14 protein-coding genes are annotated in these 16666 nt (G+C 67.1%); 6 read left to right on the top strand and 8 right to left on the bottom strand.

Translation table 11 applies throughout. The annotated features are described in order from the left end of the window. Nucleotides 1-26: 26 nt before the first annotated feature. The 5 genes from HWX55_RS15060 (at nucleotide 27) to HWX55_RS15040 (ending at nucleotide 5989) form a co-directional block, all read left to right on the top strand. Entirely contained in the window at nucleotides 27-842 is an 816-nt protein-coding gene (locus tag HWX55_RS15060; RefSeq protein ID WP_175976279.1) for a nucleotidyltransferase domain-containing protein, read from the top strand. 265 nt (nucleotides 843-1107) lie between these two features. Then, entirely contained in the window at nucleotides 1108-2256 is a 1149-nt protein-coding gene (locus tag HWX55_RS15055; RefSeq protein ID WP_175976278.1) for a DUF1176 domain-containing protein, read from the top strand. Nucleotides 2257-2318: 62 nt separating this feature from the next. Further along, the gene (locus tag HWX55_RS15050; protein ID WP_175976277.1) at nucleotides 2319-3614 is read left to right on the top strand and encodes a nitrite reductase; all 1296 of its coding nucleotides are present in this window, start codon (nucleotides 2319-2321) and stop codon (nucleotides 3612-3614) included. A 192-nt stretch (nucleotides 3615-3806) separates the two neighbouring features. Next, a complete protein-coding gene (locus HWX55_RS15045) occupies nucleotides 3807-5102 on the top strand; it encodes an aminotransferase class I/II-fold pyridoxal phosphate-dependent enzyme (RefSeq protein WP_175976276.1) in 1296 nt (431 codons plus the stop codon). A 161-nt stretch (nucleotides 5103-5263) separates the two neighbouring features. Further along, a complete protein-coding gene (locus HWX55_RS15040) occupies nucleotides 5264-5989 on the top strand; it encodes a hypothetical protein (protein WP_175976275.1) in 726 nt (241 codons plus the stop codon). Between the two features lie 22 nt (nucleotides 5990-6011). On the opposite strand, the gene HWX55_RS15035 is transcribed toward HWX55_RS15040, so the two are convergent. From HWX55_RS15035 to HWX55_RS15025, 3 genes are all read right to left on the bottom strand, one after another. Beyond that, nucleotides 6012-6515, bottom strand: coding sequence for a hypothetical protein (locus HWX55_RS15035; RefSeq protein WP_175976274.1), 504 nt, complete (start codon nucleotides 6513-6515; stop codon nucleotides 6012-6014). Nucleotides 6516-6577: 62 nt separating this feature from the next. Further along, nucleotides 6578-6853, bottom strand: a complete 276-nt coding sequence (locus HWX55_RS15030; RefSeq protein ID WP_175976273.1) for a DUF4148 domain-containing protein — start codon at nucleotides 6851-6853, stop codon at nucleotides 6578-6580. A 398-nt stretch (nucleotides 6854-7251) separates the two neighbouring features. Continuing rightward, nucleotides 7252-7695, bottom strand: coding sequence for a hypothetical protein (locus HWX55_RS15025; protein WP_244140577.1), 444 nt, complete (start codon nucleotides 7693-7695; stop codon nucleotides 7252-7254). A 92-nt stretch (nucleotides 7696-7787) separates the two neighbouring features. Here HWX55_RS15025 and HWX55_RS15020 point away from each other — a divergent pair, with 92 nt between their 5' ends. Then, nucleotides 7788-8075, top strand: a complete 288-nt coding sequence (locus tag HWX55_RS15020) for a DUF4148 domain-containing protein (protein WP_050014492.1) — start codon at nucleotides 7788-7790, stop codon at nucleotides 8073-8075. 77 nt (nucleotides 8076-8152) lie between these two features. On the opposite strand, the gene HWX55_RS15015 is transcribed toward HWX55_RS15020, so the two are convergent. The 5 genes from HWX55_RS15015 to HWX55_RS14995 form a co-directional block, all read right to left on the bottom strand. After that, entirely contained in the window at nucleotides 8153-9577 is a 1425-nt protein-coding gene (locus HWX55_RS15015; protein WP_175976272.1) for a heavy metal sensor histidine kinase, read from the bottom strand. After that, nucleotides 9574-10257, bottom strand: coding sequence for a heavy metal response regulator transcription factor IrlR (gene irlR / locus HWX55_RS15010; RefSeq protein ID WP_175976271.1), 684 nt, complete (start codon nucleotides 10255-10257; stop codon nucleotides 9574-9576). The genes HWX55_RS15015 and irlR overlap by 4 nt, the downstream gene beginning before the upstream one ends. Further along, nucleotides 10257-13469, bottom strand: a complete 3213-nt coding sequence (locus HWX55_RS15005; protein WP_175976270.1) for a CusA/CzcA family heavy metal efflux RND transporter — start codon at nucleotides 13467-13469, stop codon at nucleotides 10257-10259. Before HWX55_RS15005 ends, irlR begins: the two co-directional genes overlap by 1 nt. A 104-nt stretch (nucleotides 13470-13573) precedes the next feature. Continuing rightward, complete coding sequence (locus HWX55_RS15000; protein WP_175976269.1) at nucleotides 13574-15043, bottom strand: efflux RND transporter periplasmic adaptor subunit; 1470 nt, start codon at nucleotides 15041-15043, stop codon at nucleotides 13574-13576. A 26-nt stretch (nucleotides 15044-15069) separates the two neighbouring features. Continuing rightward, a complete protein-coding gene (locus tag HWX55_RS14995; protein ID WP_175976268.1) occupies nucleotides 15070-16371 on the bottom strand; it encodes a TolC family protein in 1302 nt (433 codons plus the stop codon). Nucleotides 16372-16666 lie beyond the last annotated feature (295 nt).

Raw genomic sequence — 16666 nt, 5'->3', positions numbered from 1 at the left:
CGCACAACGAAAAGGAAACGACAACAATGAAAACCGACAAGACAATGACGACCGTGCGCAGCGCGCATCCGATCGATCCGACGGTGCGGGCGCGCGTGATGGCGGAGCTCGCGGAAGTCGAGCGCCGCCATGACGTAAGCGTGCTGTTCGCGTGCGAATCGGGCAGCCGCGGCTGGGGATTCGCGTCGCCGGACAGCGATTACGACGTACGCTTCGTGTACGCACACCGGCGCGACTGGTACTTGAGCGTCGAACAGCAACGCGACGTGATCGAGCGGCCGCTCGACGACGAGCTCGACGTCAGCGGCTGGGAATTGCGCAAGGCGCTGCAACTGCTGCGCCGCTCGAACCCGACGCTGCTCGAATGGCTCGACTCGCCCGTCGTGTATCGCGAAGATGCGCGCTGGGCGCCGCGGCTCAGGTCGCTGGCATCGGCATTCTTCTCGCCGGTACGAGGGCGTCATCACTACCTCGCGATGGCGAAGAAGAATTTTCGCGGCTATCTGCAAGGCGACACGGTGCGTTACAAGAAGTACCTGTACGTGCTGCGGCCGCTGCTCGCGGTGCGCTGGATCGACATGGGGCTCGGCATGCCGCCGATGCGTTTCGCGGATCTCGTCGACGGGACCGTGCACGAGCCGGCGGTGCGTGCGGAGCTCGACGCGTTGCTCGCGCTGAAGATGAGCGCGAACGAAAGCGAATACGGGCCGCGCCGACCGGCGATCCACGCGCTGGTCGAGACGATGCTCGCCGATGCCGAACACGATCGCGAATACAAGCGGCCGTGGGGCGACGTGGCGATGCTCGACGCGTTCCTGCGCGACGCGGTCGACGGCCGATGAAAAGTGAACGGCGCGATGCCTCCGGGGATCGCGCCGTTCACTTTTCATCGGCACTCGTCCGATCAATGCAGGCCAGGCAGCAACGTCCGTGCCCGCCTACTACATGTCGTCGTCACGATCGCGGCGCATTGCGGCGGTATACTCGATGCCGTTCGCCAATGCGCGCCGCTGCATGCGCCGCAGCCTTCGACCTGCCCCGCTTGCTGACGATGCGCTTGCAGTCCGACGTCTTCCGCCCGCCCATCCACAGTCGATACGAACCGTCATGTCGCACCTCCTTTCGCTCGCCATCGCCGCCCTCCTCGCTGTTTCCCCGTTCGTTGCCGAGGCTCGCCCGCTCGCGCGGCCACCGGTCGAACGCGACTTCAAGAACTGGTCGGTCGTCTGCGACAACGGCAACCGCTGTATCGCGGAAAACCACGCCGACGATATCGACGACGCACGCACCCGCCTCATCCTGCGTGTGACGCGCGATGCCGGCCCGGACGCGCAAGCCTCGCTCGACCTCTACGCGTCGGCGCCGATCGACTTGCGCACCGCACGCGTGGATGGCCGGCCGTTCGATGCGATGCCGGCGCAATGGCATGCGTTCGGCGACAAGAGCGACGACGACGCCCGCCCGCTCCGGATCCGGACAAGCGATCCGGCAACGGTGGCCGCGTGGCTGGCCGCGGCGCGTAATGCGCAACTGCTGAGCTTCGGCGATCCGGCCGCGGCGTCCACCGCACGCACGCCGTTGTCGGGATTGAATGCCGCGCTGCTGCTGATCGACGACACGCAGGGCCGCGTCGGTACGGTCACGGCGCTGCTGCGCCCGGGCACCAAGCCTGCATCGTCGGTGCCGGCCGCGCCCGCGTTGCCACCCGCCGTCACGCCCGCGCCGCCGGCCGCCTCGGCCCTGTCGGCCGCCGAACAGCGTCCGCTCGTCGATGCGGTACTCGCGAAATTCGGTGCCGACGTGAAGCAATGTGCGGCCGATGTCGAAGACGAAATGTCGGCGAGCGACCGCAGGAAAGCATCGCGAGCCGTCGCGATTTCGTCCGACGAGGCGCTCGTCGCGATCCCGTGCCAGGCCAGCAGCATGTATAACCACACCGATCTGTGGTATCGCGTGCGGCGAACTGCGCCGTATGCGCCGGCCGCGATGAACTTCGGCGAGAACGCGAACGCAGGCCTCGATTCGGCGTCGTTCGCAAACGAATTGACCGACGCCGGCTACGATCCCGCCAGCGCGACGCTGTCGAGCAAGGTGAGGCTGCGCAGTGCCGGCGATTGCGGCTCGACCGCGTCGTGGATCTTCGACGGCCGGCGCTTCATGCTCGGCGATATCGCGACGCACGGCGCATGCAACGGCCTGTTCGACGATCAGTGGCCACGCCTGTATCGACGGGCCGATGCGGCCGGAAGCCGCTGACGCACGTATCGCACCGAAACACGTCGGCAGACATTACCCATAACAAACCGAGGGGCCAAACCATGCACCACCCGTTCATCGCCGCGTCGCGCCACGCGGCCGCGACGCGGCGCACTCGCGGCTGGCGCAGCGCGCTTGCGTTCGCGCTGATCGCCATCACCGCATTCGTGTCGACACCGGCGCGTGCGGCAAACGCCGACGAGTCGGTCGAAATCCCGTTCTGGTCGCGTGACTGGGCCGGCACGATCGGTAACCGGCATGTAGAAGTCTCGTTGTCGCGCGTCGCGGATACGGTATCCGGCTGGTACTGCTACGCGCCATGCGCATCCGACAAGCGCTATCGGCTGGCGTTGAAGGGTTTGCTCGATCCGCACGGCACGACGCTGTCGGAACGCGACAGCGGCGCGAAGACGAATGCCGATCGCGTGACGGGCACGTGGCGCGTCGCTTCGTTCGACAATGCGGTCACCGGCACATGGACCGCCCCGGACGGCAAGCGCACATTCCCTGTCTCGCTCGCGCAGAAGCGCGTAGGCAAACCGTTCCCCTACGACATCCGCCTCGTCGCCGACCATCTGCCGGACGATGGCGGTTCGTGCAACGACGCGCCGCAGGTCACCGCGATCCGCTTGTACGATCACGACCGTCTCGTGCAGACGCTCAAGACCGATTCGCGAGGCACCTGCAACCTGTTCACACCGGATTTCGCCGACGTGAACTTCGATGGCTGGCCCGACCTGATGCTCGCACAGTCGATGGGGGCCGGCCCGAACATCCCGTATCAGACGTGGATCTTCAACCCGAAGATGCGGCGCTTCGTCGATGCGCCACAGGGACTGCAAGACATCACGTCGCCGGATTTCGATCCGGTTCACCGGATCATCTGGACGGGCTGGCGCGCGAGCTGCTGCGAGCATGGCGTGACGACCTACCGCTGGCAGGGCAACGACGTGAAGGAGGTCGATTCCGCCAGCAGCTACTTGCTGCCGGTGCTCGACGGGAACACGCGCCGCTATTGCTACGTCGTGCCCGGCTACGACAACGGCCATATCGAGTATCCGCAACGCATCGAGCAGGCCGATACCGGGCTGCGCTCGACGCTGGGTGCACTGAAGGACTGCGAAGTGGGTGATTCGCCGCAGATGTCGCGCGTGTATATCGACATCTGGAAACCGGGTACGTCGGGCAGTGCCCCGACGCTCGTGCGTACCGAAAAGGTCGCTTGGAAACGTACGTCAACGCGCGCCGGCACGAAGTTCTGCCCGGACGTGCCGTTCTACGACAATGGCCGCATCCGCCGCATCCTGTTGCGCGACGATCCCGACCAGTGCAGCGACTCGAATCCCGACAAGAGCTAGTGCGCGGTGCGCTCGCAAGGGCGTACCGGCGTCGCGTCACGCGGTGCCGACGATCGTCTGCGGAAAAAACGCATTCTATGCGCCGCGCCCCATAAGCAACGAACCATTCGTTCTAAAGGCACCAACGCACGTGCTCCTATAATCGCCGGACGGCAGGCCCCCTCGACCTTCACAACAACAAACGGAGCACCCATGACCGATCAGGCCCATTCGAACTGGCGTCTCGAAACCATCGCCGTGCACGGCGGTTATCGTCCCGACCCGACCACGCGCGCGGTCGCCGTCCCGATCTACCAGACCGTTGCGTACGCATTCGACGATACGCAGCACGGCGCCGACCTGTTCGACCTGAAGGTCCAGGGCAACATCTACACGCGGATCATGAATCCGACGACGGACGTGCTCGAGCAGCGGATCGCCGCGCTCGAGGGCGGCATCGGCGCGCTCGCGCTCGCGTCGGGGCAATCCGCGGTCACGTACGCGATCCAGACGATCGCCGAAGCCGGCGACAACATCGTGTCCGCGAGTTCGCTGTACGGCGGCACCTACAACCTGTTCGCACACACGCTGCCGCAGTACGGGATCACCACGCGCTTCGCCGATCCGCGCGACCCCGCGTCGTTCGAGCCGCTGATCGATGCGCGCACTAAGGCGATCTTCGCGGAATCGGTCGGCAACCCGCTCGGCAACGTCACCGACATCGCCGCGCTCGCGGCAGTCGCGCATCGCCACGGCATCCCGCTGATCGTCGACAACACGGTGCCGTCGCCGTACCTGCTGCGTCCATTCGAGCACGGCGCGGACATCGTCGTGCACTCGCTGACGAAGTATCTCGGCGGCCACGGCACGAGCCTCGGCGGCGCGATCGTCGATTCGGGCAAGTTTCCGTGGGCCGAACACGCGGACCGCTTCAAGCGACTGAACGAGCCGGACGTCAGCTATCACGGCGTCGTCTATACCGAAGCGTTCGGACCGGCCGCGTATATCGGCCGCGCCCGCGTGGTGCCGCTGCGCAACATGGGCGCGGCGATCTCGCCGTTCAATGCGTTCCAGATCCTGCAGGGCATCGAGACGCTCGCGCTGCGGGTCGAGCGGATCAGCGACAACGCGCTGAAGATCGCGCAGCATCTCGCGCGCCACGAGCACGTCGAGTGGGTGAACTATGCGGGGTTGCCCGATCACCCCGACCATCCGCTCGTCGCCCGCTACCTGTCGGGCCGTGCGCCGGGCATCCTGACCTTCGGCGTGAAAGGCGGTCGCGACGGCGGCGCTAAGTTCCAGGACGCGCTGAAGCTGTTCACGCGGCTCGTGAACATCGGCGATACGAAGTCGCTCGCGACGCATCCGGCATCGACCACGCACCGTCAGTTGTCGCCGGCCGAACTCGCGAAGGCCGGCGTCAAAGAAGAAACGGTGCGGCTGTCGATCGGCATCGAGCATATCGACGACCTGCTCGCCGATCTCGACCAGGCGCTCGCGCAGCTTTGAGCGGAACGGGCGCACCGGCTTGTCGGTGCGCATGCATCGAACCGCTTGACTCTGGAGCGGCTTCAAGGTGTTCAATCTCCGGTTGATGCTGGGGCGACGCCCAGCGCGTACGATCGTGCAACGCAGCGTCCGCTGCGACGCGCCAACCGCCGAGAGGATTCATGACACCGACCGCAAAGCTCGCGCTGCTCACGTTACCGCCCGTGCTGGCGGCCTGCTTCGGCGCGCTCGCGGCCGCGTGGCGCGCGCCCGGCCCGATAACGTCGAGCGTGATCCAGCATTTCACCGGCGGCATCGTGTTCGCAGCCGCGGCGCTCGAACTGCTGCCGCAGGATCGCGCGCATGCGCTGTTTCCGGTGGTCGTCGGCTTCGTGCTCGGCATTGCGCTGATGCTGGCGATCCGCGCGCTGTCGGGCGCGATCGAAACGCGCTTCGAGCAAGCGCGTTTGCCGGTGAGCCTGATCATCGTCACCGCGATCGACCTCGTCGTCGACGGCCTGGTGCTCGGCATCGCCTTTTCCGCGAGCGACGAGAGCGGCATCATCCTGACCGTCGCGCTGACGCTCGAGGTCCTGTTCCTCGCGCTGTCGGTCAGCGCGGCGCTGGCCGCGGCCGGCATCGGCCGCATGCTGTCGATCGTCGTGCCGGTCGCGCTCGCGGCGCTGCTGAGCGTCGCGGCCGTGGCCGGCAATGCGGCGTTCGCGGGGTTGCCCGCGAATGTCTATGCGGTGCTCCTGGGGCTGGGTACTGTCGCGCTGTTGTACCTTGTCACCGAAGAATTGCTGGTCGAAGCGCACGAGGTGCCCGAAACGCCGTTCGCGACGGCAGCGTTCTTCATCGGCTTCATCGTATTCTTCCTGATCGAAGGATCGGTGAAGGCCGGGTAGGCCGCGCGCAGCGGCGTGGTGGCTACCATGTCGTCGCGCCGGTCGGATAAGTGTCGACGATACGCGTGCCGTTGACCGGCGTGACACCCGCGTTGCGCAGTGTGGTCCACAGGTCGATCGCATGTTCGCGCGATTTGCGGCTGCCATCGTCGGTCAACACGTTCAGCGCGATCACTTGGGCGCGCGTCGTCAGCTGCAGTTGTTCCTTCAGCTTGCGCGACTGATGCGACGCAGTGCGGACGTCACCGAGCATGATCCGTTTCTCCGTGATGGTCGGCTCGTCGCCGGCATCGGCCGGCACGAACGTCAGCCGGCCGTTGTCGATCTCGCATTGCCCGCGCGCGAACGTCGCGGTCCATGCACCTGCCGGCACGGCCGCGAACTCGCAGCGCATCCGCTCGTTCGCGCGGATGCCGACGTCGTGCGCCGGCGCGTGCGACAGCGCACGTTCCGGCCAGCCTGCCGCCATCGCGGCCGTCGACATCAGGCACGCCGCCAGCACGATTCCTTTCGCGATATTGCGCATCGCACGCTCCTTTCCGTACATGCGGCCGACGGGCGTCGTCCCGGTCGGCCGCGAATCAACGATCAGAGCACCGCGAAGCGGTTGTCGTGCGCATCGACCATCGGCGTCTTCTCGCCGCGATGAACGGTCGAGCGATGAATTTCCCGATTGCGCGCGACGGCGGCCGGACTCGCCGGATAGTCGTGATTCGGGCTCGGGATCACGCCGTCGTGGCGCGCGCGCACCAGTTCCTGAATCACTTCCTGACGGCTTTTTGGTTGCGCGACCACGGCTTGCGAGAAGGCTGCAATGGACAGCGCGGCAGCGGCCATGGCGATCAGCGGGTGCGGTATGTTCATGTGGTTGGTTCCTTACTGGAATTCCGTGACAGGAGCCTTCACTTTGATCCCGCGTCGGTGCGGAATCGTGATCGCCTGATGACGGTTTCGTCACCGTTCCGATGATTTTTGATGTCCGCCGACCATGCGCTATCGACGCACACCCATCTTCATGCGGTCGGCGCGTGGCGGCGCGCGTACGACGGGCATCGTCAATCCCTCGGCGGCTGCCCACGCGCACTGCATGACGAAAATTTCATGTTCCGATCAAGTTCACGATGCGTCGCATCGCTACGATCGGAACGGTAGCGGGCCCTGCCCGTTCCCACCCACGCAGCGGGTCGCTGCCGCATGGCACGATCACGCATTAGGCCCGGACTCGTCGAGCGCCGGGCTTTTTTTTTACGCGTGTCCGACGATCACCGCGCGGAATTGCGCTGCGGGTACACGCACGGATGCGTTTTCACATACAGGTTCGGATTGCCGCACCGGTGCCCGGCATAGTCGACCTGCTCGCCAGGCGTCAGGTCGGTCGGCACGGGCTTGCGCGCGGCGGCAGAAGCGGTGGCCGTGGCGCCGGAACGTGTCGATGCGCAGCCCGCGAACAACGGGACGATCAGGACTGCGATCAAGGCAAGGCGAATGGCGGGAGGATGCAATTTTCGATCCGGAATGAAGGTCTGAACGGCGCCGCCCGCTATCGATGCTGCTGTCGCGGTCGGCACGTATTCCGTAGGCATGCTCAGCCAACGGCAGACTGCATGTTCCGCTTCCCGCTCATCCCACCCATGACGCGAACATGACGGTTGCGTCATGTCGATCGAGTCCGCGCGGCGCACCTCCACGCCCGCAATCTGACGCATTTTTCATCTCGCGATCACGATCACGCACGGCTGCTTTCGCATACTGGGTCCACGGTTCGCCATCCGGCGGCCCTGATCAAGGAGAGCACTCGATGAAAACGGCAAAACTCGCAGCACTGTTCGTCACCGCTACGCTGTCGCTCGGCATGGCCACGCAGGCCGCGTTCGCCCAAACGCAAACGCAGGGCAAGTCCCGCGCGCAGGTCGTCAACGAACTGAAGCAGGCGCAGCACGACGGCATCGTGCCGATCAGCAAGACGCAGTACCCGCCGACCGCCGACGTCGTCGCGCGCAACAAGGAACTTCACGGGATTTCGGTGCATGGCGGCGAGAAAAAGCAGCAGACCGACAACCACGACGACCTCGCCGCGAAGCAATGATGCGCGGCCAGACGGCTGCCGGCAGCGCACCGCGCGGCTGCGTGGCGGCGAACGCGCGGGTGTGTCCGCCCGCGCTGTCAGGTGCTGATGGCGGCCGGACGTTCCGGCTCGGCCGGCCGTCGCGGAAAGCGCAGCCAGAAGGTCGTGCGGCGCCCAGGCTCGCTGTCGACGCCGCATTCGCCGCCGTGATTGTCCATGATCGACCGGACGATCGCGAGCCCGAGCCCCGTGCCCGACGCCGAATTGTGTCGCGACGGATCGATGCGATAAAAGCGCTCGAAAATCCGCCCGACATGTTCCGCGGTAATGCCCGGCCCCGTATCCGACACGGCGATCGTCGTCGCGCCGCCCTGCTCGACACAGTCGATCGTCACGACGCTGCCGCGCGGCGCATAGGTCAGCGCATTCGACAGCAGGTTGCTCAACGCACGCTGGTACAGCGTCAGATCCGCATCGACCCACGCGTGGCCGTCGACCTTCACCGTCACGCCTTCATCTTCCGCCAGCGCCTCGTAGTAGCCGGCCACCCGCTCCGCCTCCTGCGCCGCATTCAGCCGCCGCACGCCGATCGACGTGCCGGCCTGTTCCGAGCGCGCGAGAAACAGCATGTCCTCGATCATCCGCGACAATCGCTGGTATTCGTCGATGCTCGACTCGATCACGCTCCGGTATTCGTCCGCATTGCGCGGTTGCGACAGCACGACCTGCGCCGCCGCCTGCAGGTTCGTCAGCGGCGTGCGCATGTCGTGCGCGAGATTCGACGAGAACTGGCTCAGTCGCGTGAACGATTCGTTCAGCCGCGCGAGCATCCCGTTGAACGCGTGCTCGAGCTCCTTCAGCTCGCCTGACGTATCGAGTTCCGGCAGCGGATGCGCGAGCCGGCTCGTCGACATCTGCTCGGCCCGCGCCGCGAACCGCCGCAGCGGGCTCAGCCCGAGCGCGGCGATGCCGTACGCGATCGCGGCCGCGATCACCACGCCGAACACCTGGATCACGACGATCGTATAAGCATGCGTGCGCAACAGCAGCATGTCGGCGCTGCGGTCGTACTGCACGGCGACGCGCACCACGGGCGCACCCGCACCGGCGAGCGGCACGGTCGTCAACAGATACTGGTGCCGCGCGCCGGGCGGCGCGACGCCGAACGGCGCGCGTCCGACGTTCATCGACAGCAGCGGCGCGTACGGACGGAATCCGGGCGTGCCGACGAGGCGCGCGCCACCGGCATCGAAGATCGCGAGATCCATGTTCGGATGCCCGTGCAACTGGTCGATCCAGATATCGGTATTGCGCGCGACGTCGGCCGTCGTGCGCGCCTCGGCCAGGTGCGTGCCCAATGCGGCGGAAATGCCGGCCATCTGCTCGGCTGCCGTCGTTTCGACACGGTTGCTCAGCGCTTCGTACAGCGCGACGCCGCTCGACGCGAGGATCACCGACGTCGACAGGATGATCAGCGCGGTCAGCCGGCCGCGCAGCGTCCGCGGCAGCAGGCGCGCGATCATGCGCCCGCGCCGCCGCGCGCTTCGAGCACGTAGCCCATCCCGCGCACCGTGTGGATCAGCTTCGGTTCGTACGCGTCGTCGATCTTCGAGCGCAGACGCCGGATCGCCGAATCGACGACGTTCGTGTCGCTGTTGAAGTTCATGTCCCACACCTGCGACGCAATCGTCGCGCGCGGCAGGATCTCCCCTTCGCGGCGCATCAGCAGCCACAGCAGCGCGAATTCCTTCGCGGTCAGCAGGATCGTGTCGCCCTGCCGCGTGGCCTTGCGGCGCGTCAGGTCGAGTTCGAGATCGGCCACGCGCAGCGTGTTCGAATCGCGCGGCTGGCCGCGCCGCAGGATCGACTTGATGCGCGCGGTCAACTCGACGAAGTCGAACGGCTTCGCGAGATAGTCGTCCGCACCCAGTTCGAGCCCCTTCACGCGATCGCCGACGTCGTCGCGCGCGGTGAGGAACAGCACGGGTGTCGACTTGCTGCGCCGCAGGTTCTGCAGCAGCGTCCAGCCGTCCTGCCCGGGCAGCATCACGTCGAGCACGAGCAGGTCGTACTCCTCCGTTTCGGCCTGGTGCTGGCCCGTGATGCCGTCCTCGACCCAGTCGACGACGTAGCCGGCCTCGGTCAACCCCTTGCGCAGATACGCGCCCGTCTTCGGTTCATCCTCGACAATCAGAATTCGCATCACGCATTACCCTTGAAGAAACCCAGCCGGCGCATCATGCCCGCGGCGAAACCGTCGCGCAACGCCGCCCGCCACGACACAGCATGGCTCACGCGGTACAGCACCGGCAGCACCAGCAGCGTCAGCGCGGTGGACGACAGGATACCGCCGATCACGACCGTCGCGAGCGGGCGCTGCACCTCGGCGCCGGTGCCGGTCGCGAACGCCATCGGCAAGAAGCCGAGCGACGCGACCAGCGCGGTCATCAGCACGGGCCGCAGCCGCGTGAGCGCGCCGTCGTGCACGGCCGCGTCGAGCGGCATCCCTTCGTCGCGCAGGTTGCGGATGAACGAGATCATCACGAGGCCGTTGAGCACGGCCACGCCGGACAGCGCGATGAAGCCGACCGCCGCCGTGATCGACAGCGGAATCCCGCGCAGCCACAGCGACACGACGCCGCCGCTCAGTGCGAACGGAATGCCGGTGAACACGAGCAGCCCGTCCTTCACGTTGTTGAACATCACGAACAGCAGCACGAACACCATGAACAGCGCGAGCGGCACGACGAGCTTCAGGCGCTCGCTCGCGCTTTGCAGCTGCTCGAACTGGCCACCCCACGACACCCAGTAACCGGCCGGCACGCGCACGTCCTGCTGCAACTGCTCGCGCGCGTCCGCCACGAACGAGCCGACGTCGCGGCCGCGCACGTTCGCGCTGACCACCACCCGCCGCTTGCCGTCCTCGCGGCTGATCTGGTTCGGACCCGGCGCCACGTCGATCGTCGCGAGTTCGGCCAGCGGCACGTATGGCGCCGCCGCGAGCGGCGCGCTGGCGGCGGCCGCGGGCGCCGGCAGCGCGATCGGCAGCCGCTTGATCGCCTCGATATCGGTGCGCAATTCGTCGGGCAGCCGCACGACGATGTCGAAGCGGCGATCGCCCCGGAACAGCGTGCCGGCCTTCTGCCCGCCGACGGCCGCGGCCACCGAGTCCTGCACGTCGGCGACGCTTACGCCGTAGCGCGCGAGCTTGTCGCGGTCGAGGTTGACGGTCAGCACCGGCAGCCCCGTGGTCTGCTCGACCTTCACCTCCGACGCGGCCGGCACCTTCTGCAACGCGGCCGCGATCTGCTCGCCGGTCTGGTTCAGCACGGCCATGTCGTCGCCGAAGATCTTCACGGCGACGTCGCTGCGCACGCCGGAGATCAGTTCGTTGAAGCGCAACTGGATCGGCTGCGAGAACTCGTATGCGTTGCCCGGCAACTCGGCGAGCGCCCCCTCGATCTCGCGCACGAGCTGCTCGCGCGGCTTGTTCCGATCGGGCCACGTGTCGGAGGGCTTCAGCATGATGTAGCCGTCCGACAGATTCGGCGGCATCGGGTCGGCCGCGATCTCGGCCGTGCCGGTGCGTGCGAACACGCGCTCGATTTCGGGGAAGCGCGCCTTCAGCGTCTTCTCGATCGACTTCTGCATCTCGACCGACTGCGACAGGCTCGTGCCGGGAATCCGCAGCGCGGCCACCGCCAGGTCGCCTTCGTTCAGGCTCGGGATGAACTCGCTGCCAAGCCGCGTCGCGAGCCCGAGCGTGACCAGCACGATCGCGGCCGCCCCGATCATCACGCGCATCGGGCGCGTCATGAACGCGGCGAGCACCGGTTCGTACGCGCGCCGCGCCCAGCCCATCAACCGGTTCTCCTTCTCCTCGACCCGCTCGCCGATGAACAACGCGACGGCTGCCGGAATGAACGTGACGGTCAGCACCATCGCGGCGGCGAGCGCCATCACGACGGTAATCGCCATCGGATGGAACATCTTGCCCTCGACGCCGGTCAGCGCAAAGATCGGCAGGTACACGACCATGATGATCAGTTGCCCGAAGATCAGCGCGCGGCGCGCCTCCTGCGATGCGCCGAACACTTCGGCGAAACGCTCGTCGCGCGTGAGCGGGCGCCCCGCCGCCGACTGCGCATGCGCGAGCCGCCGCACGCAGTTCTCGACGATCACCACCGCGCCGTCGACGATGATCCCGAAGTCGAGCGCGCCGAGGCTCATCAGGTTCGCGCTCACCTTCGCGGTGACCATCCCGGTGAAGGTCATCAGCATCGACAGCGGAATCGCGAGCGCGGTGATCAGCGCCGCGCGGATGTTGCCGAGGAACAGGAACAGCACGGCGATCACGAGCACCGCGCCTTCGAGCAGGTTCTTCTTCACCGTCGCGACCGCCTTCTCGACGAGCACCGTGCGGTCGTACACCGGAATCGCCTTCACGCCGGCCGGCAGCGTGCGGTTCACGTCCTCCATCTTCGCGGCGACGGCCTTCGACACCGTCCGGCTGTTCTCGCCCATCAGCATGAACACCGTGCCGAGCACGACTTCCTCGCCGTTCGACGTCGCGGCGCCGGTGCGCAGCTCGCGGCCGATGTCGACCACGCCGACGTCCTTCATCCGCACCGGCACGCCGCCGACGTTGGTCAGCACGATGTTCGCGATGTCGTCGACGGTGCGCGCCTGGCCCGGCACGCGCACCAGATACTGCTCGCCGCGCTTTTCGATGTAGCCGGCGCCGACGTTGTCGTTGTTGCGCTCGAGCGCCCGCACGACGTCGGCGAGCGTCAGCCCGTACGACATCAGCTTCGCCGGATTCGGCGCGACGCGGTATTCCTTCACGTAGCCGCCGATCGAGTTGACCTCGGTCACGCCGCGCACGTTGCGCAACTGCGGCCGCACGACCCAGTCCTGCAGCTCGCGCAGGTCGGCGGCCGTATAGCGCGTGCCGTCGGGCTTGCGCGCGTTGGCGTCGGCTTCGACGGTCCACAGGTAGATCTCGCCGAGGCCGGTCGACGTCGGCCCCATCGCGGGCGCGATGCCGGCCGGCAGCTTGTCCTTCGCCTCCTGGATGCGCTCGTTGACGAGTTGCCGCGCGAAGTAGATGTCGGTGCCGTCCTTGAAGATCACGGTGACCTGCGACAGCCCGTAGCGCGAGATCGAGCGCGTCTGTTCGAGCCCCGGCAGCCCGGCCATCACGGTCTCGACCGGATAGGTGATGCGCTGCTCGGCCTCGAGCGGCGAGTAGCCGGGCGCGGACGTATTGATCTGCACCTGCACGTTGGTGATGTCGGGCACCGCGTCGATCGGCAGCCGCTGGTAGCTGAACACGCCCAGCGCGGCCACCGCCGCGATCGCCAGCATCACGAGCCAGCGGTGCGCAATCGCAAAGCGGATCAGGCGCTCAAACATGTCGGGATTCCTTGAAGCGGGAAACGGTTGTCCGCACCGGGTGAGCCGCGCGGCCGATTGAAAAGCGGGCCGCCAGTCGCGCCACGACGCATGCGTATTGCTGTTCATTCATGTTCCGCGCTCCCCTTGCCGAGCTCTGCCTTCAGCACGAAGCTGTTCGACGCCGCGTATTCCTGGCCGGGCTTGAGCCCCTTCAGCACTTCGGTCGCGCGTTCGTCGCGCCGCCCCGTTTCGACGGCCTGCGCGACGAAGCCCTTCGGCGAGCGCACGAACACGGCGGGCGCGCCGTCGACGTCCTGCAGCGCGTCGCTCGCGACCGCGAGCGGCACGCGTTGCTTGCCCGCGTCGACCGACACGTTCACGAACATCCCCGGACGCCACACGCGGTCGGGGTTCGGCAACACGACACGCGCCGGCGCGGTGCGCGTCTGCTCGCCGAGCAGCGAACCGACGTACGCGATCGGGCCGCTCGAGCGTGATTCGAACGCGGTCGCGATCACCGTGGCATCGCGGCCGACGCGCACGTCGTCGAGCCGCTGCGCGGGCACCGCCATCTCGGCCCAGACGGTCGACAGGTCGGAAATCACGAACATGCTCGCGTCGGCGGCAATCGCCTCGCCAGACGTCGCATGTTTCTCGACGATCGTGCCGGCAAACGGCGCGCGCAGTTCGTAACGGTTCAGCGCCCCCCCGCCGGCCGGCGCGTTCAGCGCGGCAAGCTTCTGCCGCGCGTTCTGCACGGCGATCTCGGCCTCGCGTAACTGCATCTGCGCCTGCTGATAATCCTGCTCGGCCGAAATACGCTCCTTCCACAGCGTGCGTTCGCGCTCGTAGGTTGCGCGCGCACCTGACAGCCGGCGCTCGGCCGTCAGCAGCTCACTGCGGCGGTCGGCCAGATCGGTGCTCGCGATCACGGCGAGCACCTGCCCCTTCGCGACGTTCTGCCCGAGCGACACCGCCACCTGCTCGACGATGCCGGCCACGCGCGGCACGACGTGCGCGGTGCGATCCTCGTTGAACTTGATTTCGCCGGGAAGCTGGAACGGCGTCGCGATCTGCGCGGGGCCGGCTTTCGCGAGCGCGATCTTCGACGTCGCCAGTTGCGCGTCGGTCAGCGCGATCGCGCCGTCGGCGCGCGCGAACGGGAACGACGCGGCGTCGTTGCCCGCCTTCACGTCGATCGTCGCATCGAACACGTGCGGCTTCGCGATCGACTGCGCGGACACGAACTTCTGGCCGGTCGCGTCGAATCGCAACGGTTCCTGCGTGCGGTCGTACCGCACCAGCGTGCCGGACACGGTCACGCCCTTGTCCACCGGCTTGCCTTCGACGGACGGATAGACGACGAGCCGCGCGTCGCCGGGCTTTTCCGTCATCACGATCTCGACGGACAGCTTGCCGCGCTTGAGCACGACACCGCCGCGCGCGCCGGCGCCATCGGCCGGCTGCGCGGCTTCGGCTGCCGTCGGCGCCGAAGCGCTGCCGCCGCCCCGCGTGACGGCGAGCGCGCCGATCACGATCCCTGCGCCGCCGAGCGCGGCCGCCGCAATAACGAAGATTCTGCTGCGTGACATGATGATCCTTCCGGTAAGAGGGGCGCTTATGGCGCGACGACCGCGAGCGGCGTGCCGACGAGCCGGCCGATGTCGGCGCGGGCCGCATGGGCGCCGGCGAGCGCACGCACGTATTGCGACTGCCCCTGGAACAGCGTGCGCTGCGCGTCGAGCACGTCGAGGAAGCCGAACTTCCCGAGTTCGTAGCCGCGCGACATCGCATCGAGCGCGAGGCGCGCGGCCGGCAGGATGTCGGACTTCAGCCGCTGCGCTTCCTGTTCGGCGGCCTCGAAATTCGCGTACGCCTGCGTCAGCTCCAGCCGCAAACGCGTGCGTTCGCGATCGAGATCGGCGTTCGCGCGCGTGGCCTTGTGCGTCGCCTCGAGCAACGCGCCCTTGTTCGTGTCGAACAGCGGGATCGGGATCGACACGCCGACCACCGCCTGGTTGTCCGGCACGCCGCCCGTGGTCACGCGCTTCACGCCCGCGCTGACCGTCACGTCCGGCATGCGCCGCGCGCGCTCCAGCGACACGGCCGCGTTCGAGCGCAGCATTTCGGCGCGCGCGACCCGCGCGAGGGGGGCATCGTCGAGCTGCGCGGTCAGCGCGGACAGCGGCTCGACCGGCGGCACGGTTTCCAGGTCGCCGCGCGCCGCGAGTCGGTCGTTGCGCGCTTCGCCCATCACCGCGTTCAGCTTTTCGCGCGCAACGTCGACACGGCCGCGCACGGTCACGACTTCGATCTGCACACCGGCCGCCGCCACCTGCGCCTTGGTCGCCTCGACCGGCGACACCTTGCCGGCCTGCGCGCGACGTCCTGCAAGCTCCGCGGAGCGCGCGGCGATCGCGGCCGACTCCTCGGTCACCTGAAGCTGGCGCTGCGCGGCGAGCAGCCCGTAGAACGCGGCGATCACATCGGCGCGCACGGCCGCGCCCTGATCGTCGAGCGATGCGTTGGCCGCCTCGCGGCCGTAGGACGCGACGTCGAGCCGCGCGCGGCGCTTGCCGCCGAGTTCGATGGTCTGGTTGATCAGCGTGGTCGACGTGCGTTCCGCGCGGCTGAAACCTTCCTGCAGGAACGAGATTTCGGGATTGGGGCGCGCGCCGGCCTGCATCAGTGCGCCGGCCGATGCATCGACGTCCGCGCGCGCGCCGCGCAGCGCCGGATTGTTTCGCGCCGCGACCGCGAGCGCATCGGACAGCGTCAATGACGATGCTGGAAGTGCGTCGGATGGCGGTGCGCCGATCGGCGCGGCGGCGGCAGCCGGAGCCGGCAACAGCGCGGGCTGCGCATGAGCCGTCGCGGCCATCGTGAAGACGATGGCCGCGGCGAGGTTGAGCTTGAGCATGTTCGGTTCTGCGGTAACGGTTCGCGACCGATGCTACGGACCGGCCGCAGTGCGAACATGAGGCGAAGATGATATTTCCGTCATGTTGGGCGCGGTGTACTCGCCGAATCGACGTGCATATCAGCTCATATGGTCACGTCAGCATGAAAAAATATCTTTCGAAATTTAGAACTAGTTCTATAGACGTATTCGCTCGAAAAGATGACTGTTCAAGGTCCCGGCAACACGAACGAAATCATGCTGTTTTATGACCTCAAGGTCGTGCTGCCTCCTTGAAAACCTACGAATCGAGACT

Source organism: Burkholderia sp. BCC1047, from assembly GCF_902833155.1.
GTDB lineage: Bacteria > Pseudomonadota > Gammaproteobacteria > Burkholderiales > Burkholderiaceae > Burkholderia > Burkholderia sola.
Note: the sequence above shows the minus strand (reverse complement) of the source record. Positions and strands in the feature narration are given on the sequence as shown.

Coding starts and splice junctions, on each gene's coding strand:
- HWX55_RS15060 (WP_175976279.1), top strand. CDS start 27: ATGAAAACCGACAAGACAATGACGACCGTGCGCAGCGCGCATCCGATC.
- HWX55_RS15055 (WP_175976278.1), top strand. CDS start 1,108: ATGTCGCACCTCCTTTCGCTCGCCATCGCCGCCCTCCTCGCTGTTTCC.
- HWX55_RS15050 (WP_175976277.1), top strand. CDS start 2,319: ATGCACCACCCGTTCATCGCCGCGTCGCGCCACGCGGCCGCGACGCGG.
- HWX55_RS15045 (WP_175976276.1), top strand. CDS start 3,807: ATGACCGATCAGGCCCATTCGAACTGGCGTCTCGAAACCATCGCCGTG.
- HWX55_RS15040 (WP_175976275.1), top strand. CDS start 5,264: ATGACACCGACCGCAAAGCTCGCGCTGCTCACGTTACCGCCCGTGCTG.
- HWX55_RS15035 (WP_175976274.1), bottom strand. CDS start 6,515: ATGCGCAATATCGCGAAAGGAATCGTGCTGGCGGCGTGCCTGATGTCG.
- HWX55_RS15030 (WP_175976273.1), bottom strand. CDS start 6,853: ATGAACATACCGCACCCGCTGATCGCCATGGCCGCTGCCGCGCTGTCC.
- HWX55_RS15025 (WP_244140577.1), bottom strand. CDS start 7,695: ATGCGTCAGATTGCGGGCGTGGAGGTGCGCCGCGCGGACTCGATCGAC.
- HWX55_RS15020 (WP_050014492.1), top strand. CDS start 7,788: ATGAAAACGGCAAAACTCGCAGCACTGTTCGTCACCGCTACGCTGTCG.
- HWX55_RS15015 (WP_175976272.1), bottom strand. CDS start 9,577: ATGATCGCGCGCCTGCTGCCGCGGACGCTGCGCGGCCGGCTGACCGCG.
- irlR (WP_175976271.1), bottom strand. CDS start 10,257: ATGCGAATTCTGATTGTCGAGGATGAACCGAAGACGGGCGCGTATCTG.
- HWX55_RS15005 (WP_175976270.1), bottom strand. CDS start 13,469: ATGTTTGAGCGCCTGATCCGCTTTGCGATTGCGCACCGCTGGCTCGTG.
- HWX55_RS15000 (WP_175976269.1), bottom strand. CDS start 15,043: ATGTCACGCAGCAGAATCTTCGTTATTGCGGCGGCCGCGCTCGGCGGC.
- HWX55_RS14995 (WP_175976268.1), bottom strand. CDS start 16,371: ATGCTCAAGCTCAACCTCGCCGCGGCCATCGTCTTCACGATGGCCGCG.